Genomic DNA, 25,766 nt, shown 5'->3' with positions numbered 1-25,766 from the left:
AGCATCTCTTAATTAGCCGAAATGGGATAACGTGACGTATTCAGGAAGCCAGGGTGACCTCTTGCCTCCCCATGGATTATCATGAAGCCAACTTTCCCTTGTCAAAGCGCCTAACATGGTATTTGGCGAGCTATTCTAATGTTAGAGGAGCAATACATGAGCCAGGCAATTGCGGTGATTAAAGGCGACGGGATTGGTCCGGAAATAATGGATGCCACCCTGCGGGTGCTGGATGCACTGGAGTGTGGCCTGGAGTACGAGTTTGTAGACGCGGGTCTGACAGCCCTTGAAAAACATGGCACGCTGATTCCTCAGGCATCGTTAGATGCTATTGAACACTGTGGCATTGCTCTGAAAGGCCCATTGACAACACCGATCGGCAAAGGCTTCTCCTCCATCAATGTGCAGCTACGCCGCCACTTTGACCTCTACGCCAATGTGCGCCCCGCTATCAGTTTTCCGGGCACCCGGTCCCGCTATGATGATATTGATATGATTACCGTACGGGAAAACACCGAAGGTGCTTATCTTTCGGATGGCCAGGAGATGCTCGACAATGGCAATACTGGCATCTCTGTTATTAAAGTAACGCGTCATGGTTCGGAGCGCATCGTGCGCTATGCCTTTGAACTGGCTAAAAACAAGGGCCGTAAGAAGGTCACTGCCGTACATAAGGCCAATATCATCAAAACCAGTTCAGGGCTGTTTCTGGAAGTGGCCCGGGAAATCGCCAAAGAGTATCCAGCAATAGAGTTTCAGGAAATGATTGTGGATAATGCCTGCATGCAGTTGGTGATGAACCCCCACCAGTTTGATGTGGTAGTGACCACCAATCTGTTTGGTGACATCCTTTCGGATCTTTGTGCTGGGCTAGTGGGTGGGTTGGGGTTAGCTCCAGGTGCGAATATTGGCGAAAAGGCCGCTATCTTCGAGGCAGTACATGGTTCTGCACCAGATATTGCGGGCAAGAAAGTCGCTAACCCTTGCGCGCTCCTGCTGGGCGCTGCGCAAATGCTTGACCATCTGGGTATGAACGCAAAGGGCGATGCGATCCGTCATGGGATCCGCGTAGTGCTGGAAACACGGCGCGACATGGTCACCCCCGATATGGGCGGCACCGGCACCACCGATACCTTTGCCCAAGCGCTGGTGGACCACCTAACCGCTTAAGCATTCACCTCACAGTCGCAAACCTGCCACTCATCGTTTTGCGCAAACCGTGGCGGTGGTGGGGCTTTGCGTGCAGCCCACTGGTATTTACCCAGTGGGCTGGCATGAACCAACACCTATTTAAGCGATGTCTTGCGCAGGTAAGGCAACACCGCATCAAATTCGCCAAACTTCTGCCTGGCATCTTCGTTCGATACACTTGGCGGGATGATTACATCCTGGCCCAGGGTCCAGTCTGCGGGCGTTGCAATGCCATGCTTGACGGTGGTTTGCAGAGCATCAAGTGCCCGCAAAATTTCGGCAAAGTTGCGGCCCACGGTCATGGGGTAAGTCATGGAAAGTTTCAGTTGCTTATCCGGCCCAATGATAAAGACTGAACGCACAGTGGCACTGTCGGCGGGCGTGCGGCCATCTGGTAGATAAGCATCTTCCGGCAACATATCAAACAGCTTGGAAACGGTCAGGCTCTCATCGGCAATAATCGGGAAGCTAACTTCGCTACCGCTAAATGTCTCAATATCGCCCGCCCAGCGCTTATGATCTTCCACGCCATCCACCGAAACACCAATCACTTTGGTACCACGCTTTTCCCACTCGGCACTCAGTTTGGCGACGGCTCCAAACTCAGTGGTGCAGACCGGAGTAAAGTCTTTGGGGTGGGAGAAGAGAATGGTCCAGCTGTCACCCATCCACTCATGAAAACGGATAGGCCCATGACTGGTCTCAGCTTCAAAATCAGGAACCACTGAATTAATACGTAGTGACATAGATCCTCCTTAAACAGGTATACACTCCTTTAATACCATATATGACTTTCAACGCCCTCGCTATAGAACATTTCGTACTAAGACATCACGTTTAGAGATATCGAAATAGCTGCTGACAATCAGGCTATGTCTGAGCATGTACGATGGCTATCAATCTTACAAAGCGACACCGATAAAGCCCGCTTTGTTCATCATGGATGCAAAGCAGTCACCTTCATTCTTCACGCTGCCAGGCTTTAACTATTGCGCTTTACTCGCTTAATCCACTGCTGTTTAGCGAAATGGCGCAAATTAGGCACATTATCGGTTTCATCCATGATGTCCTGCCCCAGGATTGTCTCGATAATATCCTCCAGGGTGATAAGCCCAACAAAGGAGCCATGTTCATCATAGACAATGCGCATATGCAGATGGTCTTTCAGCATGGACGTGAAGACGTGCTCAATATTATGCGTCGAATCTACACTGCCGATGGGGTGCATCAGTTCCTGCATCGTCTTGTCATCAGCAGCATGATACATATCCGCCTTATGCACATAGCCAAATGCCTGCTCACCGCTGTCCATGACAGGAAAACGGGTAAAAGGCGCTTTTCCATACTGCTGGTCAAATGTGCTGACCGTCATATTGGGCGGAACGGTCTCACAAACAGTACGCGGCGTCATTGCTTGGCTAACCGCAATTTCATGTAAATTCAACACGTTAATGATGGTGCGCGACTCATCATCATCTAATACGTTTTCCTCCAGCCCTACCTGGGCTAGCGCTTTGATCTCATTACGCAAATCAACATCGTGCTCTGACTTACCAAAGCGTTTGGTAATTGACTCCGATACCCAGATAAACGGCAGTAAAGCTAACATCATAACGTTGAGCGTGCGTGGCAATAATGGAGCCAGTCCACGCCAATAGGTTGCCCCAATGGTTTTTGGAATAATTTCTGACAGCACAAGAATCAACAGTGTCATTACCGCTGACACCACCGCGATAGAGGCTTCGCCAAATACGACCGCGGCCTGGGCTCCCACAGCTGTTGCTCCAACAGTGTGGGCAATAGTGTTCAACGTCAGTATTGCCGCCAGGGGACGATCAATATTGGTTTTCAGCCTGGTAAGGGCGGCATACAACTTGGGTTGGGCTTCTTTCTGTGTCGCAATATAGCTTGGCGTAATAGACAGCAGTGCAGCTTCAAAGATGGAACACAGAAAAGAGAGGGCTATCGAAAGCGTGGCAATCGAGATAAGGAGAAACATGGTCGCCTAAAGTAGGGGATTGTCACGCACTTTTAAGACCATTCACCAAGCCTGTCAAGCTCCCTTAAAAAGCATCACCATTGCCACTACAGTTAAGTGAGCCGTTGAGCCCAAATTTTAAGCCCTTAACGGCAACGCGGCACCAATGGCTACGAAGATGCCACCGCAGGTACGGTTGAATCCACGACCAACGCGCTTCAACCAATGGCGAATGCGGTTGGCCATAGTGGCAAGCAGGCTTTCAACCATATATTCGATAACGACAAAGGTGCCTGCCAGTACAAAGAATTGCAGGACCAGACTACGTTGTGGGTCGATAAACTGAGGCAGAAAGGCGCTAAAAAACAGCAGCACCTTGGGGTTGGTAATCGATGCCAGCACGCCCTGGCGATATAGGTACCACCTGCCTGCCCGGCTCTCATTCACATCAATCTCACCTGTAACCGGCGGTGAGCGCCATACCTGAATACCCAGCCAGACAAGATAGGCTCCACCCACCCATTTCAGTACTGTCAGCCACACCACCGATGATTTAAGCAGTGCACCAATGCCAAACATGCACAGGGCAATAATCAGAATAAATCCGGTGGTACCGCCGATGATGGTAAACAGGGTTTTACGACTACCATGCATGGCGCCGTGGGTCAGCGCCAGCAAGCCGTTAGGCCCTGGCGAAAATGACAGTCCTATGCAGGCGATAAGGTATAAAAACCAAGTATTCATTAGCATCTTAGTGCCTCACCCATAAGAAAATGCGCGCATTGTGCCAACACGTCACGGAAGGATTAAATATCTTTGACCAAACGTAAAGCATCATAAATAGCCGCATGGGTATTGCGGGACTCGACGGCATCGCCAATCCGGAATAGCTGGAACCCGCCATCCGCACGACGGATGACGGTCTGGGGCCTGCCCACGATCAAGTCGTCGTAATTCACCTCGCCGTCATTGCGGGAATGCGGCTTCAGCTCGAAATAGATATCGGCCATCGGCATAATGCCGTAATTGACCACCACCTGATCGACGCGCCGTTCATGGTTCAGGTCCAGCCGATCTTGAGAGACATAATCACTGGTGATCCTGGCCAGCAGCTCGCTGCCATCGCGGTGTACGGATTTCAGCCGATAGGTGGGCGTGAAGACAACGTTCGGCCGTTGCAGGGCGCGCATGTAGGGCACCAGATTCATGGCCATGATCTCCGCCGAGAAGGTGCGGTCCGGCGTCATGATCTCAAGCTCGGCCCCCGTTACGGCAATGATCTCCGCCGCCTGCATGGCGGCATGATCGCCAGCATCGTCGAACAGCAGCACCCGCTTGCCCGGTGGCACATGGCCGGAAAGGATGTCCCAGGTGTTGACCACCAAGTCGTGCCCGACTGCGGGCTGGTCCTCCATGGGGTAGCCACCAGTGGCCACGATCACCACACCCGGGTTTTCCTGCAGCACATCCTCGACTTCCGCCCAGACGTTGTAGCGGATCTCGACGCCCAGTGCCTCGCACTGAGCCAGGCGCCAGTCGATGATGCCCATCATCTCGCGCCGGCGTTCGCTCTGCGCCGTGAGCCGCACTTGGCCGCCCGCATCGCTGGCAGCTTCGAGAACAATCACTTCATGTCCCCGTTCGCCAGCGACGCGGGCAGCCTCCAACCCCGCGGGACCGGCACCGACGATCACTACCCGACGCCTCTGCGATGCCTTGGGGATGGTGTGAGGCATGGTGGTTTCCCGCCCGGTGGCGGCATTGTGAATGCAGTAGGCGGCGCCACCCTGGTAGATGCGATCGAGGCAGTAGTTGGCGCCGATGCAGGGACGAATCTCCTCCTCGCGCCCTTCCATGATCTTGCGCACGATGTGCGGGTCAGCCATGTGGGCTCGGGTCATGCCGATTATGTCGACCTTGCCCGAGGCGATGGCATGGCGGGCGGTGGCAACGTCCTGGATCTTGGCGCCATGGAAGGTAGGGAAGTTGACTTCGCGGCGTATCTCGCCGGCAAAATCCAGGTGCGGGGCGCTGGGCATACCCTGAATCGGAATGACGTCGGTGAGCCCCGGGTCGGTATCGATATGCCCGCGTACCACGTTGAGGAAATCGATCAGACCGCTGTTCTTCAGGCGCCGCGAGATCTCCATCCCGTCGCTGGCCGTCAGCCCCCCCGGCAGCATTTCGTCGCCGGTGTAGCGCACGCCGACGATGAACGCCTCGCCAACCCGCTGACGAATGGCGCGCAGTACGTCAAAAGTAAAACGCAGCCGGTTGTCGAGACCGCCTCCGTACGGTTCCTCAAGGGTATTGGTCAACGGCGACCAGAATTGATCCATCAGGTGACCATAGGCTTGCAACTCGATGCCATCGAGGCCGGCGGCATGCATGCGTTCGGCGGCATCGGCATAGTCGCGGATCAAGCGCTCGATGTCCCACTCCTCGACCTGCTTGGGAAAGGCGCGGTGGGATGCTTCGCGGCGGTGAGAGGGCGACACCGCCGGTAGCCAGTCGCCCTTGTCCCAACGGGTGCGACGGCCGAGGTGGGTCAACTGTATCATCACCGCCGTACCGTGCTCGTGGCAGGCGTCGGTCAGCTCTTTCATCCACGGCACCACTTCGTCCTTGTAGGCGAGGATGTTATTGAACACTGGTGGACTGTCCTTGGCCACCGTTGCGGACCCGGCAGTCATGGTCAGGCCGATACCGGCCCTGGCCCGTTCGACGTGATAGGCCCGATAGAGCTCCTTGGGCATTCCGTCCTCGGGATACGCGGGCTCGTGGGAAGTCATCATCAACCGATTCTTCAGGGTGAGATGCTTGAGCTGCAAGGGTTGCAGCAGCGGATCGTTAGCCATGGTCAAGGCACCGTTTTGTTGTGTTCTTGACAAACCTAACGGCACATGTACACACTTGTCAACCAAATGTACATAGATGTACATTTGATGAATAATTTATGTGATTCCCACCCGGCGTCATACCGAGCTAACACTGGTCAACAGGGTCAACGACCTATGAAAAAAGAGCAGGAAACGATTCAGGATACGGGGATCAACCAAGCCATTCATTGCGGTCTTGATGCCGCCTACCGAACTGAAGGAATAAGATGCCTTCAGTTGGCCCTGTTCACATACCCATGTCGGGCATGAAAACGTTGCAGGTCCCTGGCCACGGGCGCCTGTCCGGTGAATATCTCAACATAGGTGGGGATTCGCTGCATGCGCACTTCGAGCGGCTCCTGGGTCTTCATCGAAATATAACCGATCTGGGTCAGGTAGATGGTACGCCCACGCACATTGGCAGCCAATGGGTCATAGCCGTAACGTTCAAACATGCGCGACAGTGCTTCAATGCGCGCAGTATCGGCAGCCTCGATCTCATCTACCACGGCTTGTGACTGCAGCGCCCAACTACGCATGGCGAACTCCAGTCGGGAGTCGAACAGGAGGGGATTCAGCCAGCAGTCGAAGACGTTGAGCATCGCCTCGACAATATGCTCGGCGTAGACCTCGGTCTGGCGCACCAGCCCCTGAGTATTCTTCTCTCGCCAGCACTCGATCAGAGCATTGAGCAGCGCTTCACGGTCCTTGAAGAACCAATAGAAGCTGGTTCGGGAGAGCTGGAGACGCTTCGCCAGGGGCAGAATGCGTACGCTGTCAACGCCGGATTTGATCAGCAGTTCGAAAGCGGCATCAAGCCAGACGTCACGGGAACCTTTAGCAGTTGAAACATCCTCAGTTGGCATCACATATAAATCCTGATTACTGAATTCGCGCAGTGTACACAGGTGTCATATTGCATGTACACAAGCCAGCCAACTTGTTTACTCCTTTTCCAGACGTGTCCTTGCTTCACTCACTACCAGCAACACCAACGCCTCCACTGGGGAGGCGTTTCATGACGACAGGCGGTTAATACAAACGCTTAAGCGAATACTTCGGTCCACTCATTGCGTTTAGCCAGCAGGTTGCGCGCCAACTCCTGGGCACCTTCCAGGCTGTGGCTGGCGGCCCAGCCGCACTGTACTTCATTACAGGCGGGCACTTCTGTGGCTTCCAGAACATCCTGCAATGTCTGCTCTATAATCTTGAGCACATCATCGTAGTCATCGTGATTAATCATCGCGATGTAGAAGCCGGTCTGACAGCCCATAGGACTGATATCCACTACTTTGTCTGAGTGGTTACGGGACAGCTCAGCCATTAAATGCTCAAGAGAGTGCAGTGCCGGCATCTCCATGTGCTCTTTATTGGGCTGACAAATACGTAGATCGTACTTGTGGATACGGTCGCCGTTCAGGCCTTCTTTAATATCCGCCAAGCGCACATAGGGGGCTTTAACCTTGGTGTGGTCCAGGTTAAAGCTTTCGACATTCATTCGTTTCTCGGTCATGTTGGCTCCATCTTCGTTAACTATGCGACCATTATGAGGTCTGGACAGTCGGATACCAACCTAACATGTCCTTGTGAGTGGTGATCTTGTGTTTAGCATAGCCACCTACTTCAAAAACAGAAACGCCGCAGTGAATACACTGCGGCGTATTACATCTGGCACCAGGCTCGCGGACTGTTTTACACAGTCAATGCCGCTTCCTGTTCACCAGATTTCAGGTCGCCTGAGCGCACCAGCTCATCGGTGATCCGGTCGATAGCACGCTTGGCGCGCCCGATCATCTCATCCACTTCGCCACGATTAATCGTTAATGGCGGCGCGAAGCCCAGAATATCGCCCTGGGGCATGGCACGGGCAATCAGGTTCTCTTCCATCGCCGCTGCTGCAACGCGAGGGCCAACTTTCAATGCCGGATCAAAGTGCAGGCGTTGCTTGGCATCTGGAGAAAACTCAAGAGCGGCCATCAGGCCAACACCGCGAACATCACCCAACAGTGGGTGGCCTTCAAAATTAGCTTTTAGCTGCGCCTGGAAGTAAGCACCAGTTTCAGCAGCATTACCCACCAGATTCTCACGCTCAATAATATCCAGGTTAGCAAGGCCAGCGGCACAGCCAAGTGCGTGGCCTGAGTAGGTCCAGCCATGGCCGATAGGGCCAAACTCACCGGTACCCTGCTCAAGTACCTGCCACACTTTATCACCGACAATCACCCCGGAAAGTGGCTGATAAGCACTGGTTAAGCCTTTAGCAATCGTGACCAAATCAGGCTTCATATTGTAGTGATGACTGCCGAAATCAGACCCTGTACGGCCAAAACCACATACAACCTCATCGGCAATCAGTAGCACATCGTACTTGGTCAGTACCGCTTGAATGGCATCCCAGTACCCCTCAGGCGGCGGCACGATACCGCCGGTACCCAGCACCGGCTCGCCAATAAAGGCAGCGACGGTATCCGGGCCCTCTTCCAGAATCATGGCTTCCAGCTTGTCAGCGCAGTAAGCAGAGAATTCCAGCTCCGTCATGCCATGCTGCTCGGCGGCACGCAGGTAATAGTGCGGCGCTTCGGTATGACGAATGGTATCAATCGGCAGATCGAAGTGGTCGTGGAACGCTTTCAGGCCGGTGAGCGAGCCTGATGCAATACCGGAGCCATGGTAGCCACGCATGCGGGAAATAACCTTTTTCTTTTGCGGACGTCCCAGCACGTTATTGTAGTAGCGCACAATCTTCAGTTGGGTTTCGTTGGCATCACTGCCGGACATGCCGTAATACACCTTGGACATATTCATGCCCGCAATTTTCAGCACGCGTTCGGAAAGCTCGATTTGCGGCTCGTTAGAGTGGCCCACATAGGTGTGGTAGTAGGAGAGCTCCAGGGCCTGCTTGTAGATCGCCTCGGCCACTTCGGTGCGACCATAGCCGATATTGACGCAGTAAAGGCCAGCAAAACCGTCGATGAACTCGCGGCCATCCTTATCTACGATATGGATGCCCTTACCGCCGGTTATAACACGGCCGGGTGCATCGCCATGGGCGAAGTCACGCAGATGGGTGGAGGCGTGAAAGGTAACTTTGCGGTCGCGTTCAATCAGATCCTGATGCAAGCTCATAACGTTCTCTCTGTACGATAAACCTCCCCAACGTTGGGGAAGGTACTGAAATAATGTAAATCATAGCGGCGTAGGAGGTGATCGTCGCTAGCTTCCCGACACCGAGCCAAGTGCTCCCAGGCAGTAGTACTTCGTCTCCAGGTACTCATCAATACCCGTGGCGCCGCCTTCACGGCCAAGGCCGGACTGCTTCACACCACCGAAGGGGACGGGAGGCCCGGTCATTTTCACCGAATTAACACTGACCATGCCGTACTCCAGGGCGCGCATTAGCTTCCAGATACGGCGGATATCGTGGGTATAGATATACGCCGCCAAGCCGTACTCGGTGTCGTTAGCCAGTTCGATCACTTCATCGTCGGTACTATAAGCGGTAATACCCGCCACCGGGGCAAAGTTCTCTTCCCGCCACACTTTCATTTGCGGCGTTACACCGGTCAGCATCACCGGCATAAAGAAGTTCTCACCGGGCGCCTGGCTTTGATCACCAGCAACCAGTTTGGCACCGCGCGAGATGGCATCATCGACAATGGCAGCAGCTTTCTCGACTGCCTGACGGTGAATCAAGGGGCCAAGGTCCACTTCACCATGTAGCCCATTACCAACGGTCAGTGCCGCCATGCGCTCGGTGAAGTGCTCAACGAATGCATCATGAATCGATTCATGTACCAATATGCGGTTAGCCGCCAGGCAATCCTGCCCGGCTGTTTGAAATTTAGCCGCCACCGCCGCGAAGGCAGCTTCTTTTGGGTCCATATCCGGGCCAACAATAAAGGGTGCATTGCCCCCCAACTCCAGCGATAGACGCTTAACCGTGTGAGCGCTTTGCTCGATCAGTAAACGGCCCACGCGGGTGGAGCCAGTAAACGAGAGCGCCCGAATGCGCGGCTCACCGCATAGAATGTTCGAGACTTCCGCCGGGTCGCCCAAAACGACATTAAAAATACCTGCAGGAATCCCCGCACGTTCGGCAAGTTCCGCCAGCGCCAGCGCTGAAAAAGGCGTTTCATTGGCAGGCTTGATAACCACCGGGCAGCCTGCCGCCAAGGCCGCTGCTGCCTTGCGGGTAATCATCGCCAGGGGAAAGTTCCAGGGCGTAATCATCGCCGCAATACCAACCGGCTCTTTAATAGTGCCCAAGGCGGCATTGGGTATATGGCTGGGAATCGTTTCGCCATAAGTGCGCTTACCCTCTTCAGCGAACCAGCGCACAAAACTTGCGCCATACTCCACCTCACCACGGGCATCGGGCAGCGGTTTTCCCTGCTCCAGGGTCATAATGGTCGCGAGGTCTTCACGATTGGCTTGAATCAGGTCGTACCAGGCCAGCAACCGCTCGCAGCGTTCATCTGTACGCAGTGCACGCCAGTGCACAAAAGCAGCCTCTGCGGCATCTACCGCAGCGGTAATTTGTTCTGCTTCCAGCAGCGGAATATGGCCAATGGCTTCGTTGGTGGCAGGGTCATACACCGCTTCTTCGCGGCCACCTACTCCGTGGGTCCACTTACCGTTCACATAAGCGTACTGCCGAAACAGGCGCGGATCTTCCAGGCGCTTGGCGAGCGTGGTCGATAATGTGGTCATGGCAACCTCCCCTGTTTGAAGCCAATAGCGGGCATCAAAACGTTGTACGTTACAAATGATCGGCCTATCGCCAACCTGATGAGTTGTACCCAGGGTAAGGGAGATGCCGCACGAAGTGTTTTTGAAAGTGGCGCTTTATAACAGGAGTTTTTTTGCCAAAACGACGTTTACAGGTAGTTTTTTTGGGACATAGGGCAGCAGCCGCTACTGTATCTCGCCCATATCAATACCAATGGGCTGTCTTTTAACCGTCTTTGTCACGATATAGGTGAAGTAGCGCTCAATCCCCACTTCCGATACCAGCCATTTGTCCATCAGCCGCTGATAGCTATCAATGGTTCGTGCCTCAAACTTCACCAGGTAATCCACACCACCGCCAACGGCCACACACTCGGTGACATCAGGTGTTTGCATCACTAATGCTTCAAAGCGGGCAAAGCTTTCGGCATTATGCTGTTTCAGCTCGATCTGCACCCATACAGGATTACGCGGCACCAATACCTCAGCATTGATGCGCGCGCTGTAGCCCTGAATAACCCCCGCCTTTTCCAGCCGCTTCACCCGCTCCCAGCAAGGACTGACCGAGAGGTTGATGGCTTCAGCCAGCCTGGACTTGGTAATCCGCCCATCACGAGACAGGATATCGAGGATTTTCAGATCATAACGGTCAAGTTTCATCATGCCTTAGGAGACGCCTCCAGGCGTTCAACGATATCGGCAATCACCGCCAGGGTATCTCCCATATTAATTAATGAAGGTGCACGACGGGCCATTAAAATACCGTCCCGCTCCGCTTTATATGCAACTGGCGCGGTGCCACTACGGGTCATATCGTACACATAGGCGATGGTTTGGCCTCTCTTTACCTCATCGCCCAGCGCTACCAGCAGCTCCAACACTCCGGAGTGCTGGCTCTGCACATAACAACTGGCATCCGGCATATCCAGATACATCTGCCCACCCACAGGCATTTCCACCTCGCCTGCCACCAGGCCATAGTGGATCAGGAAGTTGTGCACACCGCGTTCGGCAATGGCCATGCTTTGGGGGGTTGAGGTGCCACCGCCACCAAGCTCGGTGGCCACAAACACTTTACCCTGCCGCTCGCAGGCGGTGTCGAACAGCTTCTCCGCATCCAGCTCAAACATCACCATGGCATAGGGGGCGCCAAAGGCTTTTGCGCCGTCCAGGGCCGCCTGCTGCTGGGCTTTATCATCCAGCACATGGGAGGCGCCAAACGGTAAAATATCCAACGTACGGCCACCGGAATGCAGATCAAGGACGACATCACTCATCGGTACTAATACACGGGTAAAGTAGTCGGCAATTTGCGACGTCACCATGCCGTTAGGGTCGCCTGGAAAGCTGCGATTGAGATTTCCCTTATCCATTGGAGAGGTGCGCTTGCCCGCCATCACCGCCGGGGTGTTCATACACGGTACGATAATCACCCGACCGGTTACATCCTCGGCCTTCAGCGTGGATGACAGCTTTAGCAGGGAGGTAATGCCTTCATACTCATCACCGTGGTTGCCGCCGGTCAGTAGCGCCGTGGGACCCTCACCGTTTTTAACCACGGTGACAGGAATCATCACAGCTCCCCAGGCAGACTCATCGGTTGAGATGGGCAGTTTTAAAAAACCGTGTTGCACACCATCAGCGTCGAAATCAACGGTGGCGGAAATAGGGCTGGGCCGCAGTTGGTTCGGTTGAAGGGTCATGATGCATTCCTTATATTGGCAAACGGCTACTTGACGAACAGCTGGCGCGGAAAATTGGCCAGGGTTTCGCAACCATCTTCGGTAATTAAAATACTTTCCGTAATTTCCAGCCCCCAGTCGTCAACCCATAGGCCGGGCATAAAGTGAAAGGTCATGCCGGGCTGCAGAATGGTTTCATCCGAGGGACGCAGGCTCATGGTTCGCTCGCCCCAGTCGGGCGGGTACGAAATGCCTATAGGGTAACCGCAACGCGCACCACCGCGGTCAAAACCGTATTTATCCATGGCGGCCCCCAACGCCATGGCAATATCCGCCGTCCGATTACCGGGTTTCGCCACGGCCAGGCCGTTTTCTATCCCTTCCAACAGGGCAGATTCCGCACGAATAAAGTCAATGGGCGGCGTGCCAAGGAACACCGTACGTGACATGGGGGCATGATAGCGCTTGAACACCCCGGCAATTTCAAAGAAGGTGCCCTCCCCATTACGGAAGGGGGTGTCATCCCAGGTCAGGTGTGGCGCTGCTGCATCTTTACCGGTAGGCAGCATGGGAACAATAGCAGGGTAATCACCACCAAATACCTTGCCGCTCTCATCCACAAAACCTTCGATCCCCACACGGTAGATTTCCGACACCAGCTTGCTTTTGGGCAAACCTGGTTCGATGACTTCCAAAATGCGCGAATGCATACCCTCCACGATTTTAGCAGCCACCCGCATATAAGCGACTTCTTGGGGAGACTTAATCGCCCGGCACCAGTTCACCAGCGAATTGGCATCCATAAAGCGTGCGTGAGGCAGCTCGCGAAGCAGGCTTTGGTACGCTTTTGCGGAGAAGTAGTAGTTATCCATCTCCATCCCTACCACACCAGTGTGCCAGCCGCGGTCAGGCATAATCGACTGCGCCAGATATTCCATCGGATGCATATCGGGGTTCTGAACGTAATAATCCGGGTAGTAGGTAATATTATCGGGGTGAATCCAGCAGGTGCGCAGCGCGCCGTTGGCATCCATTCGGCGGCCAAACCAGACAGGCTCGCCTTCAAGTCCAACCAGCACGCACTGGTGGACATAAAACGACCAGCCATCGTAACCGGTCAACCATGCCATATTGGAGGGATCACTGACGATCAACACGTCAATGCCTCGACCAGCCATTTCTGCACGCACCTTCCACAGGCGGGTAGCGTACTCTTCGCGCGTGAAGGGCAGGGAAACCTCAGTCATCGGGCAACTCGCCATCAAAGATCACTAAGAACCAGCGTACTACCCACCTTAGGCACACTACGCTGGGCCACAGGATCGACCTGGCCACCGCCGCAGTAGGCCCGCCAATGTCGTCTTAAGCCGATACTAGCACCGACCCTCGGTTGCCGGTCAAAGCCTTTATCGCAAAAGCTGCATGAAAGCATTGTAAAGGGTACACCCAGCACCGCTTTAACGCGCCAGACCAGAGGCATTCCCACTACGTGTTGCAGTTGAGCAGTGGTTAGCGCGACTCTCTGAGTGGGCAAGCGTATCCCTTGCAGCACTCACCCAACCTAACCCATGATAGCGGTTAACTCAGAACAGGTGACGCAATAGGAGGCAGCATGAAAATAGTGGTGCATATTAACGACGCCGCAGAGTGGCAGGCAGCGCTTTCCGAGGCATTGCCAGAAGCAACCGTGGTCACCAGCGATGCACCCGCAGAGGAGCGCAAAAATGCCGACTACCTTGCAGCCTGGAAAGCACCCGCCCACCTGCTGCAGGAACAAGCCCAGTTAAAAGGCATTATCAACCTGGGTGCTGGGGTGGATTACCTGCTGAAAACACCGGGGTTGCCCAAAGAGGTACCCATTGTAAAACTCCGTGATGCTGGCATGGGTGAGTTGATGGCGGACTATGTCCTCTACGGGGTCTTACACTTCTACCGCAGTATGGACCGCTATGCGCTGCAACAAACAAACGCCAACTGGCAACCCCATTCAGTTGTCGAAAAGTCCCAGTGGCCAGTGGGTGTTCTCGGCCTGGGCGCCATCGGTAGCTTCGTGGCCAGCGCCATTCAACAGGCAGGTTTCCCCGTTGTCGGCTGGAGCCGCACCCCGAAAACGCTTACTGGCGTTCGCTGTTTGCATGGTGATGATGGGCTGGATGAGTTGCTGAGCCAAGTGCAGAGCGTGGTGACAATTCTTCCTGATACTGCCGCCACACAAGGCATTCTCAATGCTGAACGGCTGAGCAAACTACCACAAGGGGCCAGCGTCATTAACCCAGGCAGGGGCAGCTTGATTGACGAGCAAGCGCTGCTGGATGCGCTAGGTAACGAAACACAAACAGGCCATCTGCGGGGCGCATTGCTGGATGTGTTCAGCGAAGAGCCGCTGCCGTCCCGTCACCCGCTATGGCAACACCCCCGTGTCATTGTGACCCCCCATATGGCAGCCCCTACGCCATTGAATGACGCCATTGATCAGGTGATCTCGTACTTGCGCGCCTTTGAGTCGGGAGAAAAACTGACCACCATAAATCCTGATGCAGGCTACTGACCTGATCAGACACGCTCGCTATACTGCTGGCGACTGGGAACCAAGCGCTGGCTAAAGGCTCTTAGGACAACATGACAAATGGAGAAAGAGCCTTTGCGTAACGTTTCGGTACGTTCCACGAAAAGTAAGGTAATCAGTGCAGCCTTCGCTACGGCTGCGATGGCATTTTGTAACGTTGTAACTGCCAATGATACGCCGGATGACGCCACCCAAGCGCTACCGGCTCCACACCCTTTTGAAGCTCAGTACCGGCTTGCTATACGTGGTTGGCCAAATGCCAATATCACCCACACCCTTAGCAACGAAGGGCTGCACTGGTTAAGCGACATGAGCTTCTCGGTGGCCGTTGCCCGTGGCCAGGAGCGCAGCCGCTTTGTTTTGGATGACACGACCACCCGATCACTGCTTTATAGCAGTAGCTATTCGCTCTTTGGCGTTGGAGACAGCTACCAGTTGAATGAGGGCGATATCAGCTCCCTTGACAGGCAAACAGCCCTCTTTGACCTCTCACGCCGTGCAGGCCATGAGAGCTGTACGGAAAGCGCTCCCTGCAATATCGAATTCGTTGACCACCGCGGACGCGATGAGCATTTTCTTTACTATGTCAACGAGCCCGGCACCATTCGCGTGCCGGCAGGCGAGTTTAACGCCAACCGCGTGACACTAATTGATGGGGAAAAGCCCGACCGTCATCTACAAATTAACTTCCATCCACAATGGCCTGGCTTGATTCTGTCAGCGGAGTATCAAAAAGAGGGGCGGCGCCAAACCCAACTCACCATGACCCAGTTTAACCCCACCGGGGGTGATGCACCTTAAATGTTCTCAGGTCTACTGATTGTTTTACTGCCCCTGCTGTTGGGCTATTTAGTCCGCGTTCGCTCCCTTCGCCTGATGAACGTTATCAACCGAGCCGTAACCGGCTCGGTGTACGCGATTTTGCTGTTTATGGGCGTAAGTCTGGCCGGGCTTGAGAACCTGGGCAACCAACTTTCGCGTTTGGGGGGCAATGCCCTGCTACTGTTTAGTATTACCACCGTGTGCAATCTTACCGCGTTGTGGTGGCTTTCCCGCCGGGCGGCCCTAAGGGCTGGCGGTTCCCCGGTGGTTAAAGATGCCCCTACCAGTAAGCTGGCTGCCATGCAGGGGTCATTAATGCTGGTAGCCGTAGTGGTCGGTGGCGTGATGATAGGCCTATTATTGGGCCCGCTCACAGGGGAGGTACTATTTACCACGGCGGATAAGCTGGCCGAGTGGGTGCTCTATGTGCTGCTGGTGCTGATTGGCTGCCAGCTGCGAAACTCCGGCATGCCTCTCAAGCAAATTCTGCTAAACCGGCTTGGGCTTGCCATTGCCATCACCCTGGCACTAAGTTCCCTGTTGGCAGGCTTGATAGCTGCCCCGCTGCTCTCGCTCACCTGGAACGAAGGCCTGGCCATGGCCTCAGGGTTTGGCTGGTACTCGCTTTCCGCCATTTTAATTGGTGACCAGCTTGGGCCATTGATGGGCGGGGTGGCATTTTTCAACGACCTTACCCGAGAGTTGCTGGCGTTTATTTTGATCCCCTTAGTGATTCACCGCCATACTGCACTGGCGATTGGCTATGGTGGTGCAACCTCCATGGATTTCACACTGCCGGTCATTCAACAGCACGGCGGTGTGGCCTGTGTACCCATCGCGGTCGTTAGCGGCTTTATCCTTTCGCTGCTCTCCCCGCCACTTATCCTGTTCTTTCTATCTCTTTCGGGTTAGCCGTAACGGCCACTCCTTGGGTAGGATAATGGGAAACTGACGTTATCCCATGGTTATTCACTATTCAGGATGCCCGCCCACCATGCTAAATGGAATTTGGTTAGGTTTTTTTATTGCCGCCTTTGTGGCTTCCCTATGGCAATGGCTGATCGGCGGGGATAGCGAAGTATTTGCCCGTTTAGTGCACTCCCTGTTCGATATGGCAAGGGTAAGCGTCGATATTATCCTGGTGCTGCTCGGCACCATGACACTTTGGCTGGGGTTTCTTTCCATCGCTGAAAAAGCGGGCATGATTCGTTTATTGGGGAGGATACTTGACCCGCTGTTTTGTCGCTTGATGCCGGAGGTACCCCGCGGCCATCCCGCCATGGGCCTGATCAGTATGAATTTCGCGGCAAATATTCTGGGGTTGGATAATGCCGCCACCCCCATTGGCATTAAAGCCATGCACTCCCTGCAAAGCCTTAACCCCAGCCGCGATACCGCCAGCAACGCGCAAATTCTGTTTCTGGTGCTTAATACCTCCTCATTGACACTCTTACCGGTAACCATCTTTATGTACCGTGCCCAGCAAGGGGCCGCAGAGCCTACTCTGGTGTTTTTACCTATTCTGCTGGCGACCACGGCATCAAGCCTCGCTGGCCTGCTGGCCGTCTCCGCTATGCAGCGTTTAAAGCTCTGGCAACCCGTAGTACTGGCTTACCTGCTCGCAGCAGCCATCGTACTGGGTCTTTTGCTTACCACCTTGGCGGGTATGTCCGCTCAAGCACTGGCAGCGGCCTCTACGCTTGTCGGTAATCTGACACTGTTTAGCATTGTGATGATGTTTTTAGTGGTGGGGGCGCTACGCGGGGTAAAAGTGTACGACGCCTTTATTGAAGGCGCGAAAGAGGGCTTTAGCTTTACCGTTACCCTATTACCCTACCTGATTGCCATGCTGGTTGCGGTAGGTGTATTGCGCTCTAGTGGCGTGCTGGATGCGGGATTGAGTGGCATTCGTTGGCTGGTAGATGGATTCGGGTGGGATACACGTTTTGTGGATGCATTGCCAACCGCCTTTGTAAAACCTCTTTCCGGCAGCGGTGCCCGCGCCATGATGATTGAAACCATGGGCACCTTCGGCGTCGACAGCTTCGCAGGACTGCTCGCGGCTACCATGCAGGGCAGCACCGAGACCACCTTTTATGTGCTAGCCGTCTACTTTGGTGCCGTAGGCATTACCCGAATCCGCCATGGCCTGGGGTGCGCGCTGGTCGCGGATGCGGCAGGCATCACCACCGCCATCGTGGTGTGTTACTGGTTCTTCGGATAGCAGAATGAATATAGAATAGCCCTCTGTTGGTCCATCAACGCGAACAGAGGGCTAAGGGCTTATATCACCGCGCTGGCCGCACGGGCCGCATGAAGCTTTTTGTAGCTCTCAATCAAACGCAGGTGTCGGTTGAGCCCTTCCAACTGCATATTAGTCGGGGTCAGCCCATGGAAGCGTACCTTACCGCTGACCGAGCCAACCACCGCTGTCATTGTCTCCTCGCCAAACATGCGCTGGAAGTTGGGCAGGTAATCGTCAAGCTCCAGTTCATCATCCAGGGTAATCTCTAACACGGCATTGACTGCCTGGTAAAACAGACCACGTTCGACAGTGTTGTCATTGTACTGCAGGAACATCTGCACGCAGTCCAGCGCCTCTTCATGGCGTTGCAGCGCCAGATAGATCAGGAGCTTCAGTTCCAGAATGGTCAACTGCCCCCACACGGTATTCTCATCAAACTCAATACCGATCAGTGTAATGATATCGGCGTGGTCATCCATCTGGCTCTCTTCCAGCCGCTCCACTAGATCAGTGAGCTGGCCGTCGTCCAGGTGGTGCAGGTTGAGAATATCCTCGCGGTACTCCAGCGCCTTGTTGGTGTTATCCCAAATCAAATCCTCAATGGGATACACCTCTGAGTAGCCCGGCACCAGAATACGGCACACCGGTGCGCCCAGATCTTCATGCACGGCCATATAGACTTCGGCCCCCAGGTCTTCGAAGATGCCAAACAGTGTTTCGGCCTCTTCGTCATTGCTGCCGGAGAAATCCCACTCGCAGAACGCAAAGTCGGGCCTTGCACTAAAGAAACGCCAGGACACAACGCCCACCGAGTCGATAAAGTGTTCGACGAAGTTGTTGGGTTCAGCGACGGTTTGCGAGTTAAAGGTTGGCAGCGGCAGATCATTCAGACCTTCAAAGCTGCGCCCCTGCAGCAGCTCCGTCAGGCTGCGCTCCAGCGCCACCTCAAAGCTGGGATGAGCACCAAAGGAGGCAAACACCCCGCCAGTACGCGGGTTCATCAACGTGACGCACATCACCGGAAACTGCCCGCCCATGGAGGCATCTTTCACCAGTACCGGAAATCCCTGCGCTTCCAGGGCATTAATACCTTCCACGATACTTGGGTACTTAGCCAATACGTGGTGGGGTACATCCGGCAAGGCCAGTTCCTGCTCCAGTATTTCCCGCTTTACCGCCCGTTCGAAAATTTCCGAAAGGCACTGCACCTGGGCTTCTGCCAGCGTATTACCGGCGCTCATGCCATTACTCAGGAACAGGTTCTCGACCAGGTTGGAAGGGAAGTAAACCGTTTCTCCATCCGACTGACGCACAAACGGTAGTGAAACAATGCCGCGATCCACCCGGCCGGAATTGGTATCAATCAGATGCGAGCCACACAGTTCGCCTTCCGGGTTATATACCTCCAGGCAGTGCTCATCAAGAATTTCAGCGGGCAACTCATCGTTGGGGCCTGGCTGAAACCACTTTTCATTGGGGTAATGAACGAAAGGACTGTTAGCAATTGCTTCGCCAAAAAACTGATCGTTATAGAAGAAGTTACAGCTTAACCGCTCGATAAACTCGCCCAATGCCGAGCACAGCGCACTCTCTTTGGTGGCGCCTTTGCCATTGGTGAAGCACATGGGCGAGGCCGCATCACGGATATGCAGCGACCACACGTGAGGGACGATATTCCGCCAGGAGGCAATTTCGATTTTCATTCCCAAATCTGCCAGCATCGCACTCATGTTAGCGATGGTTTGCTCCAGGGGCAGATCTTTACCAGGAATATAGGTGCTGCTGCCCTCCGGTGCTCCCATCAATAGCGCCTGGGCGTCTTCATCGATATTTTCGACCACCTCAATCTGAAACTCGGGGCCGGTTTGCACCACTTTCTTTACCGTACAACGATCGATAGAGCGCAAAATACCTTCGCGGTCCTTGGCGGAGATATCCTCCGGTAGCTCTACCTGGATTTTGAAAATCTGCTTGTAGCGGTTTTCCGGATCAACAATGTTATTCTGGGAAAGGCGAATATTCTCAGTGGGAATATCCCGTGCATTGCAGTACACCTTTACAAAATAAGCGGCGCACATGGCCGAGGAAGCCAGAAAGTAGTCAAAAGGTCCTGGCGCCGAACCATCGCCCTTATAACGAATCGGCTGGTCTGAAATAACCGTAAAATCGTCGAACCTGGCCTCCAACCGGAGGTTATCAAGATAGTTGACTTTAATTTCCATGAGCGGGTGTCCGGGGTAATGTATGTGCCTGAGCATTAAAATATAGGCTGGCAGGCGAATTGCGGCCCATTATCCAGTTTTTCACCCGCTTCGTCTTGGGGATTATCCTCCCAGTGTTTTCACCAGCACCTTGGATTTACGGGCGTGGTTATAGGTTTCCCGTTTGAGGGGTGGAAGATCCTCCAGGCTGGCGGTGCGAAAGCCGCGCTCCACAAACCAGTGAGCCGTATGTGTGGTAAGCACAAACATCTCGGATAGCCCCTGCTGCCGGGCACGGCGCTCTAACGCCTCCACCAGGCGCTCGCCCCGCTCACCGCCACGGTAATTGCTGTGTACCGCAACACAGGCCAGCTCACCCACAGTGGTGCCAGGAAAGACATGCAGCGCGGCACAGCCAATCACCATACCGTCACGCTCGATGACCATGTAGTCGTCGATTTCATGCTCCAGACGCTCTCGGGAGCGGGCCACCAGCATGCCACGGTGTTCGAGTGGTTCGAGCAGTTCCAACAAACCTGCCACATCATTGAGCGTGGCTGGGCGTAATTGCTCGTAACGGTGCTGGGTAATCATGGTGCCCACACCATCGCGGGTAAACAGCTCTCCAAGTAGCGCATCGTGGTTGCGCCAGGAAAGCAGGTGGGTGCGTGCCACCCCTTTACGGGCAGCTGTACAGGCAGCGTTAAGATGGCGGGCTAATTCGCTTCCAGGGGCAGCGCTTTGCAGGCGCGGTTCGGCCTCAGCAGGGGAAAGCTGGCGTAACAGTGCCCCTTTTTCATCCTCCAGCCCATCCGATTCGCCCAGTAAAATCAGCTTATCAGCCTTAAGCGCTACCGCAGCGTGCTGGGCCACTTCGGAGGCATCCAAATCAAAGACTTCACCGGTGCTGGAGAAGCCCAGTGGCGGCAGTAGCACCAATGAGCCTTTTTCCAATAACCCTTCAATGGCGTTGGCGCGTACCCGGCGCACCTCACCGCTATGGTCAAAATCGACACCTTCGCGCACGCCTAAGGGTTTGGCGGTCACCAGATTACCCGAAATGACACTGAGCTCTACGCCATGCAGCGGCGTGCTGGGTAGCCCCAGTGACAACCGGGCTTCAAGCCATAGCCGCTGATGGGCAGCCACCTGCTCCACATGGGCCATCACCGAACGGTCAGCCACCCAGCGGCCATCCACGCGGGTTGGCTCCACACCAGCGGCGGTTAAGGCTTCATGTACCTGAGGACGAATACCAAACACTACCACCAGACGCACACCCAGCGTATGCAGTAGCGCCAAATCCTGGATGAGCTGCTCTCCTCGGCCAGACGCCATCGCTTCACCTTCGATGAGGATGACAAAGGTTCGCCCCCGGTGTGCGTTAATATAAGGGGATGCGTTACGAAACCAATCAACAAAAGGGAAGCGTGTGTCCAAGGGCCGCTCTCCGGCAGCAGGTGAATAAGAGTAACGAGATTACTTTAACAGAGCACAAAAAACAGCGGCACCTTCTTGTGCAAAGAAGGTGCCGCTGCGCTATAGGTTAAGCCATGGCGTACTACTACAGCAGGGTGAGCCCCGTCTTTTAACCAAACATACCTTTAAACATAAAGAAGAAGAGAATGGCAAGGCCAGCCCCTGCGGGCAGCGTGATTAGCCAGGACATCACGATCGTAACGATGACCTGAAGATTGAGTGCTGCCATCCCACGTGCCAAGCCTACCCCCAAAACAGCCCCCACCAGAGTGTGGGTGGTGGAAATGGGCAAGCCGGTGCCCGAGGCCAGCACAACGGTTGTTGCTGCCGCAAGGGTGGCGGCAAAACCACGGCTGGGCGTCAACTCTGTAATCCCCGTACCCACCGTCGCGATCACTTTATGACCATAGGTAACCAGACCGGCCACAATCCCACCGCCGCCGAGCACGAGCACCCACCAAGGCACCAGAGTGGCACCGTTAATCATGCCTTCACTACGCACCACACTGATCACCGCAGCCAGTGGACCAACGGCATTGGCAACATCATTGGAACCGTGAGCAAATGCCATTGCACAGGCAGTGAACACCATCAGAACACCAAAGACGCGCTCAACATTGGCATAACCAAAATGATCACTCGCACTCTGCACATAGCGAATACGGCGCTGCATGACAAAGCCAAGCACTGCAACCGCTACCCCAATGGCCACAGAGAACAGGAAGCTCTGCGCAAAGGTAAGGTCCAGCCCAACATGCGTTAAACCTTTCGTCAAAGTAACCATCGCTACAATAAAGCCCACAAGGAACGTGTAGGCAGGCACATAGCGCTTGGCGGCCAGAAACGGGTCTTTGTTCTCGAAAATCAGATGGTGAACGGATTTAAACAGCACGAAAGCAATGGTGCCCGCCAGCAAGGGCGATACAACCCAACTGGACGCGATGGTACCAACACTTCCCCAGGCAACCGCCTCCATCCCAACACCAACAGCACCAAATCCCACAATGGCCCCCACGATAGAGTGGGTGGTGGAGACAGGCCACCCTTTGGCCGATGCCACCATGAGCCAAATGGCCGCCGCCAACAACGCCGACAGCATGCCATAGACCAGTAGCTGGGGTTCATCCACAAACAAATCAGGGTCAACGATACCACCACGAATCGTTGCGGTTACTTCACCACCGGCGAGCCAGGCCCCCAGGAATTCAAAGACGACAGCAATCAAAATCGCCTGTTTGATGGTGATCGCTTTGGACCCTACCGAGGTCCCCATGGCGTTCGCCACATCATTGGCACCGACCCCCCACGCCATAAAAAAGCCGAAAAGACAGGCCAGGATAATAAAAACCTCACCGTGCTGGGCAATAATCAGCATTAAGTTCCCCTTAGCGCGCTGTCAAAATCTGCAAACGGCTACCCACGCGCTCAGCGCGGTCAGATAATTCGCCCACCCACTCAATGATCTTGTAAAGAAAGATCACATCCACTGGCGGCAGTTGGCTTTCAAGCTCAAACAATTGGCGGCGAATAGCCACCTGTTGAGCATCAGCCTGATGTTCTAGGGTATGCAGTTCGCGGATCATTTTCTGCATGACATCAGAGACATTACGCCCAAAACCTGACTCCAATAGCTCTTTGAGCTCTTCCAGCGCCTGTCGGGCTTGCGCGACGCATGCCACACTCGTGGCGATATAATCGCGCATTAACCCAGCCAGTTCGTTGGGCACACGCATTTTACGCCCCAGCATAATGCCCGTAATATCGCGCACCTTATTGGCAATCTTGTCCTGTACACTGATCAGATCAAGCAGGTCAGAACGAGACACGGGCAAAAACATGGTATTGGGTAGATTGAGCCGCAATTCCGTCTTGAGTACATCCGCCTCATGCTCCAAACGGGTAACGGTTTCGCGCAGTTCAGCAGCGCGATCCCAGTCACCGGCAAGCGATGCCTCAAAGAAAGGTAATAATTGATCGGCGCATTCATTGGCCTTAACGATGTGGGCCAGCAGCGGCTGGAATGGCGAGCGGCCAAACATCGAGGAAAAAGGGTTGGAGGTAACCATATAGCCTTTAAGCCTGTTTTCGTGAAGCCTGGAAATGGCGGCGCCAGTATAAAGAGTGCGCCCGCCGCCGTCATGAAAAGTTCATAATGTCATTAAAATTTAACCTAAATGTCACAATTTAAAGGTAGCTAAGATCATGGAAATCGCATCACCAATAGAAGTGGAGCTTAAGTTGGCTCTCGCCACTGAGTATCTGACGATACTCCTTAGCCACCCTATACTGGCTGCCGCTCCACATCTGGAACAGCATTTATCCAACACCTATTTCGACACACCTACCGACGACCTGGCCAATGCAAGGGTTGCCGTTCGATTACGCCAGGCGGGTGATGTGATCGTGCAGACCGTCAAAACGGCAGGCCAGGGCGGTGGTGGCATGTCCAGCCGACAAGAGTGGGAGTGGCAGGTTCCCTCCCTGCACATTGATCAGCAAGCCCTAAGCGAACTGCCCCCCTTTCAGGGTAGGCTTGGAGCCGCTATTACACATCTAACTCCCACCCTGAATACTGACTTCACCCGAAGAGGCTGGAAAATTGAGTGGCAGGAAAGCCTTATTGAAATGGTCCTGGATGAAGGCGAAATCGTAACTGGCGGCGCACAAGTCCCTATCTGTGAGTTGGAGCTGGAATTAAAAATGGGCCAGCCAGAAGCCCTCTGGTCGCTGGCCCTGCATTTGGCGGAACAGGTACCACTGCGCCCGTCCGACACCAGTAAAGCCGCACGCGGTAACTCACTGGCCGCCAAACGGTGGCCACTCCCCACAGCAACGACTGCCATGGAGTGGTTACACCGGGCAACTGTCGCACTGGATGCCTATCACGACAGTGGCCAGCATGAGCACTTACGCGTTGCCCAGCAGGCGCTAAGCCAGCTCGCAATACACCCGCAATTAGATGATGACCTGCGCCCTGTTGCGCAGCAGCTTCCTAAAGAGCTCAGCGCACATGGTCTGCCAAGTGCCGCCTACGGCCATGCCGCGTTAATGCTCGCCCATCGCCTGGCGTCTCAAACCGCGCTACGCTAGTGAGCGTTCAGCCCACTTTTGGATGACACCATGAGCACTCATTTGGCGCCCGGCGCAGAGGGAGTACGCACGCGGCTTTTCCATATTATCTTCGAGTCCGACACGCTTGGCGCAAAGGCGTTTGATCTGGCCCTGATTGTGGCCATTTTAATGAGTGTGGCAGTGATCATGCTGGGCACGGTGGAAGCGTACGCTGCGCACTATGGGCATATTTTCTTCTATTTGGAGTGGGCATTTACGTTGCTCTTCAGTATTGAGCTTGTCGTGAGGATTTACTGCTTAGAGCGCCCATATCTCTATCTCAAAAGCTTTTACGGCTTAGTGGATCTTATTGCCATCCTGCCGACCTGGCTGGTGCTCCTGGTGCCAGGGGCCCATGCATTGGTGATTGTTCGCCTGCTGCGGGTACTACGTATTTTCCGCATCCTGCGACTGATGGAGTTTGTGGGTGAAGGGCGCTTATTGCTGGATGCGTTAAAGCGCAGTCTGCGACAAATCCTGCTGTTCTTCAGCAGCATTCTGATGGTAGTGACGCTGTTTGCTGCTTTGATGTATACCATTGAGTCACCGGAGTCAGGCTTTACCAGCATTCCCATTTCGATTTATTGGGCCATTGTCAGCATGACCACCGTAGGTTACGGCGATATCGTGCCCGCCACTCCATTGGGGAAAGCCATCACAGTGGTATTAATGCTGATTGGCTACTCAATTATCGCTGTGCCCACCGGAGTCTTTTCTGCCCAGGTCATTCGCTCGATACGCCAGGATCGCTACTCGGAGGAAGCCTGCCCTGGATGTGGGCATGACCGACATGAGAAGCGCGCACGCTACTGTCTTCGCTGCGGTACGTGGTTGGATGAAGAGAGTGAAGCCCCCACGTAAAACGACCAGTGACAATGACCCAG

The 25,766-nt window shown here is 54.5% G+C and carries 22 protein-coding genes; 7 read left to right on the top strand and 15 right to left on the bottom strand.

What is annotated here, in order from left to right; genetic code table 11:
• Positions 1-156 precede the first annotated feature (156 nt).
• Positions 157-1,170 carry an isocitrate dehydrogenase gene (locus HP566_RS07065; protein ID WP_249976558.1) on the top strand — a complete coding sequence of 338 codons (1,014 nt, stop codon included), beginning with the start codon at positions 157-159 and terminating at the stop codon, positions 1,168-1,170.
• A gap of 116 nt (positions 1,171-1,286) precedes the next feature.
• Here the strand turns inward: HP566_RS07065 and HP566_RS07060 are convergent, their stop codons facing one another.
• From HP566_RS07060 to doeA, 11 genes are all read right to left on the bottom strand, one after another.
• Entirely contained in the window at positions 1,287-1,937 is a 651-nt protein-coding gene (locus HP566_RS07060) for a peroxiredoxin (protein WP_249976557.1), read from the bottom strand.
• Between the two features lie 236 nt (positions 1,938-2,173).
• Positions 2,174-3,190, bottom strand: coding sequence for a CNNM domain-containing protein (locus HP566_RS07055; protein WP_249976556.1), 1,017 nt, complete (start codon positions 3,188-3,190; stop codon positions 2,174-2,176).
• A gap of 117 nt (positions 3,191-3,307) precedes the next feature.
• Positions 3,308-3,919, bottom strand: coding sequence for a LysE family translocator (locus HP566_RS07050; RefSeq protein ID WP_249976555.1), 612 nt, complete (start codon positions 3,917-3,919; stop codon positions 3,308-3,310).
• A gap of 56 nt (positions 3,920-3,975) precedes the next feature.
• Positions 3,976-6,027, bottom strand: coding sequence for an NADH:flavin oxidoreductase (locus HP566_RS07045; RefSeq protein ID WP_249976554.1), 2,052 nt, complete (start codon positions 6,025-6,027; stop codon positions 3,976-3,978).
• Positions 6,028-6,281: 254 nt separating this feature from the next.
• Positions 6,282-6,914: a TetR/AcrR family transcriptional regulator gene (locus HP566_RS07040; protein ID WP_249976553.1), complete on the bottom strand. Its 633-nt coding sequence runs from the start codon at positions 6,912-6,914 to the stop codon at positions 6,282-6,284.
• A gap of 179 nt (positions 6,915-7,093) precedes the next feature.
• The gene (locus HP566_RS07035) at positions 7,094-7,561 is read right to left on the bottom strand and encodes an S-ribosylhomocysteine lyase (protein WP_249976552.1); all 468 of its coding nucleotides are present in this window, start codon (positions 7,559-7,561) and stop codon (positions 7,094-7,096) included.
• 179 nt (positions 7,562-7,740) lie between these two features.
• A complete protein-coding gene (locus HP566_RS07030) occupies positions 7,741-9,174 on the bottom strand; it encodes an aspartate aminotransferase family protein (protein WP_249976551.1) in 1,434 nt (477 codons plus the stop codon).
• Between the two features lie 87 nt (positions 9,175-9,261).
• Entirely contained in the window at positions 9,262-10,758 is a 1,497-nt protein-coding gene (locus HP566_RS07025; RefSeq protein WP_249976550.1) for an NAD-dependent succinate-semialdehyde dehydrogenase, read from the bottom strand.
• A gap of 204 nt (positions 10,759-10,962) precedes the next feature.
• Positions 10,963-11,439: an Lrp/AsnC family transcriptional regulator gene (locus HP566_RS07020; RefSeq protein WP_249976549.1), complete on the bottom strand. Its 477-nt coding sequence runs from the start codon at positions 11,437-11,439 to the stop codon at positions 10,963-10,965.
• Entirely contained in the window at positions 11,436-12,479 is a 1,044-nt protein-coding gene (doeB, locus tag HP566_RS07015; RefSeq protein ID WP_249976548.1) for a N(2)-acetyl-L-2,4-diaminobutanoate deacetylase DoeB, read from the bottom strand. Before doeB ends, HP566_RS07020 begins: the two co-directional genes overlap by 4 nt.
• Before the next feature lie 26 nt (positions 12,480-12,505).
• Complete coding sequence (gene doeA / locus HP566_RS07010) at positions 12,506-13,705, bottom strand: ectoine hydrolase DoeA (RefSeq protein WP_249976547.1); 1,200 nt, start codon at positions 13,703-13,705, stop codon at positions 12,506-12,508.
• A gap of 365 nt (positions 13,706-14,070) precedes the next feature.
• Between doeA and HP566_RS07005 the strand changes: the two genes are divergently transcribed.
• The 4 genes from HP566_RS07005 (at position 14,071) to HP566_RS06990 (ending at position 18,070) form a co-directional block, all read left to right on the top strand.
• Positions 14,071-15,006: a 2-hydroxyacid dehydrogenase gene (locus HP566_RS07005; RefSeq protein WP_249976546.1), complete on the top strand. Its 936-nt coding sequence runs from the start codon at positions 14,071-14,073 to the stop codon at positions 15,004-15,006.
• A 93-nt stretch (positions 15,007-15,099) separates the two neighbouring features.
• Entirely contained in the window at positions 15,100-15,825 is a 726-nt protein-coding gene (locus HP566_RS07000) for a hypothetical protein (protein WP_249976545.1), read from the top strand.
• Positions 15,826-16,758: a lysine exporter LysO family protein gene (locus tag HP566_RS06995; protein ID WP_249976544.1), complete on the top strand. Its 933-nt coding sequence runs from the start codon at positions 15,826-15,828 to the stop codon at positions 16,756-16,758.
• Between the two features lie 82 nt (positions 16,759-16,840).
• A complete protein-coding gene (locus HP566_RS06990; RefSeq protein WP_249976543.1) occupies positions 16,841-18,070 on the top strand; it encodes a nucleoside recognition domain-containing protein in 1,230 nt (409 codons plus the stop codon).
• A gap of 59 nt (positions 18,071-18,129) precedes the next feature.
• Here HP566_RS06990 and HP566_RS06985 read toward each other — a convergent pair whose 3' ends face one another.
• The 4 genes from HP566_RS06985 to HP566_RS06970 all read right to left on the bottom strand — a co-directional run bounded on the left by HP566_RS06985 (position 18,130) and on the right by HP566_RS06970 (position 23,837).
• Entirely contained in the window at positions 18,130-20,313 is a 2,184-nt protein-coding gene (locus tag HP566_RS06985; protein ID WP_249976542.1) for an OsmC domain/YcaO domain-containing protein, read from the bottom strand.
• A gap of 102 nt (positions 20,314-20,415) precedes the next feature.
• The gene (gene argA / locus HP566_RS06980; protein ID WP_249976541.1) at positions 20,416-21,732 is read right to left on the bottom strand and encodes an amino-acid N-acetyltransferase; all 1,317 of its coding nucleotides are present in this window, start codon (positions 21,730-21,732) and stop codon (positions 20,416-20,418) included.
• A 148-nt stretch (positions 21,733-21,880) separates the two neighbouring features.
• Complete coding sequence (locus tag HP566_RS06975; RefSeq protein WP_249976540.1) at positions 21,881-23,146, bottom strand: inorganic phosphate transporter; 1,266 nt, start codon at positions 23,144-23,146, stop codon at positions 21,881-21,883.
• Positions 23,147-23,156: 10 nt separating this feature from the next.
• Positions 23,157-23,837 (bottom strand): TIGR00153 family protein, encoded by a 681-nt coding sequence (locus HP566_RS06970; protein WP_249976539.1) that lies wholly within the window; start codon positions 23,835-23,837, stop codon positions 23,157-23,159.
• Between the two features lie 136 nt (positions 23,838-23,973).
• Between HP566_RS06970 and HP566_RS06965 the strand changes: the two genes are divergently transcribed.
• A complete protein-coding gene (locus HP566_RS06965; protein ID WP_249976538.1) occupies positions 23,974-24,861 on the top strand; it encodes a CYTH domain-containing protein in 888 nt (295 codons plus the stop codon).
• A gap of 30 nt (positions 24,862-24,891) precedes the next feature.
• Positions 24,892-25,743, top strand: a complete 852-nt coding sequence (locus HP566_RS06960) for an ion transporter (protein WP_249976537.1) — start codon at positions 24,892-24,894, stop codon at positions 25,741-25,743.
• The last annotated feature ends 23 nt before the right edge of the window (positions 25,744-25,766 follow it).

Source organism: Vreelandella olivaria (genome assembly GCF_023507745.1).
Taxonomy (GTDB): domain Bacteria; phylum Pseudomonadota; class Gammaproteobacteria; order Pseudomonadales; family Halomonadaceae; genus Vreelandella; species Vreelandella olivaria_A.
This window is presented reverse-complemented; position numbering and strand designations above follow the sequence as displayed.

What these genes read in the sequence shown, in the direction of transcription:
- HP566_RS06970 (WP_249976539.1), bottom strand. Translation starts at nt 23,837, where the DNA reads ATGGTTACCTCCAACCCTTTTTCCTCGATGTTTGGCCGCTCGCCATTC.
- HP566_RS06965 (WP_249976538.1), top strand. Translation starts at nt 23,974, where the DNA reads ATGGAAATCGCATCACCAATAGAAGTGGAGCTTAAGTTGGCTCTCGCC.
- HP566_RS07045 (WP_249976554.1), bottom strand. Translation starts at nt 6,027, where the DNA reads ATGGCTAACGATCCGCTGCTGCAACCCTTGCAGCTCAAGCATCTCACC.
- HP566_RS07050 (WP_249976555.1), bottom strand. Translation starts at nt 3,919, where the DNA reads ATGCTAATGAATACTTGGTTTTTATACCTTATCGCCTGCATAGGACTG.
- HP566_RS06985 (WP_249976542.1), bottom strand. Translation starts at nt 20,313, where the DNA reads ATGGAAATTAAAGTCAACTATCTTGATAACCTCCGGTTGGAGGCCAGG.
- HP566_RS06975 (WP_249976540.1), bottom strand. Translation starts at nt 23,146, where the DNA reads ATGCTGATTATTGCCCAGCACGGTGAGGTTTTTATTATCCTGGCCTGT.
- doeB (WP_249976548.1), bottom strand. Translation starts at nt 12,479, where the DNA reads ATGACCCTTCAACCGAACCAACTGCGGCCCAGCCCTATTTCCGCCACC.
- HP566_RS07025 (WP_249976550.1), bottom strand. Translation starts at nt 10,758, where the DNA reads ATGACCACATTATCGACCACGCTCGCCAAGCGCCTGGAAGATCCGCGC.
- doeA (WP_249976547.1), bottom strand. Translation starts at nt 13,705, where the DNA reads ATGACTGAGGTTTCCCTGCCCTTCACGCGCGAAGAGTACGCTACCCGC.
- HP566_RS07020 (WP_249976549.1), bottom strand. Translation starts at nt 11,439, where the DNA reads ATGATGAAACTTGACCGTTATGATCTGAAAATCCTCGATATCCTGTCT.
- HP566_RS07030 (WP_249976551.1), bottom strand. Translation starts at nt 9,174, where the DNA reads ATGAGCTTGCATCAGGATCTGATTGAACGCGACCGCAAAGTTACCTTT.
- HP566_RS07005 (WP_249976546.1), top strand. Translation starts at nt 14,071, where the DNA reads ATGAAAATAGTGGTGCATATTAACGACGCCGCAGAGTGGCAGGCAGCG.
- HP566_RS07040 (WP_249976553.1), bottom strand. Translation starts at nt 6,914, where the DNA reads ATGCCAACTGAGGATGTTTCAACTGCTAAAGGTTCCCGTGACGTCTGG.
- HP566_RS07060 (WP_249976557.1), bottom strand. Translation starts at nt 1,937, where the DNA reads ATGTCACTACGTATTAATTCAGTGGTTCCTGATTTTGAAGCTGAGACC.
- HP566_RS06995 (WP_249976544.1), top strand. Translation starts at nt 15,826, where the DNA reads ATGTTCTCAGGTCTACTGATTGTTTTACTGCCCCTGCTGTTGGGCTAT.
- HP566_RS07065 (WP_249976558.1), top strand. Translation starts at nt 157, where the DNA reads ATGAGCCAGGCAATTGCGGTGATTAAAGGCGACGGGATTGGTCCGGAA.
- HP566_RS07035 (WP_249976552.1), bottom strand. Translation starts at nt 7,561, where the DNA reads ATGACCGAGAAACGAATGAATGTCGAAAGCTTTAACCTGGACCACACC.
- HP566_RS06990 (WP_249976543.1), top strand. Translation starts at nt 16,841, where the DNA reads ATGCTAAATGGAATTTGGTTAGGTTTTTTTATTGCCGCCTTTGTGGCT.
- HP566_RS06960 (WP_249976537.1), top strand. Translation starts at nt 24,892, where the DNA reads ATGAGCACTCATTTGGCGCCCGGCGCAGAGGGAGTACGCACGCGGCTT.
- HP566_RS07055 (WP_249976556.1), bottom strand. Translation starts at nt 3,190, where the DNA reads ATGTTTCTCCTTATCTCGATTGCCACGCTTTCGATAGCCCTCTCTTTT.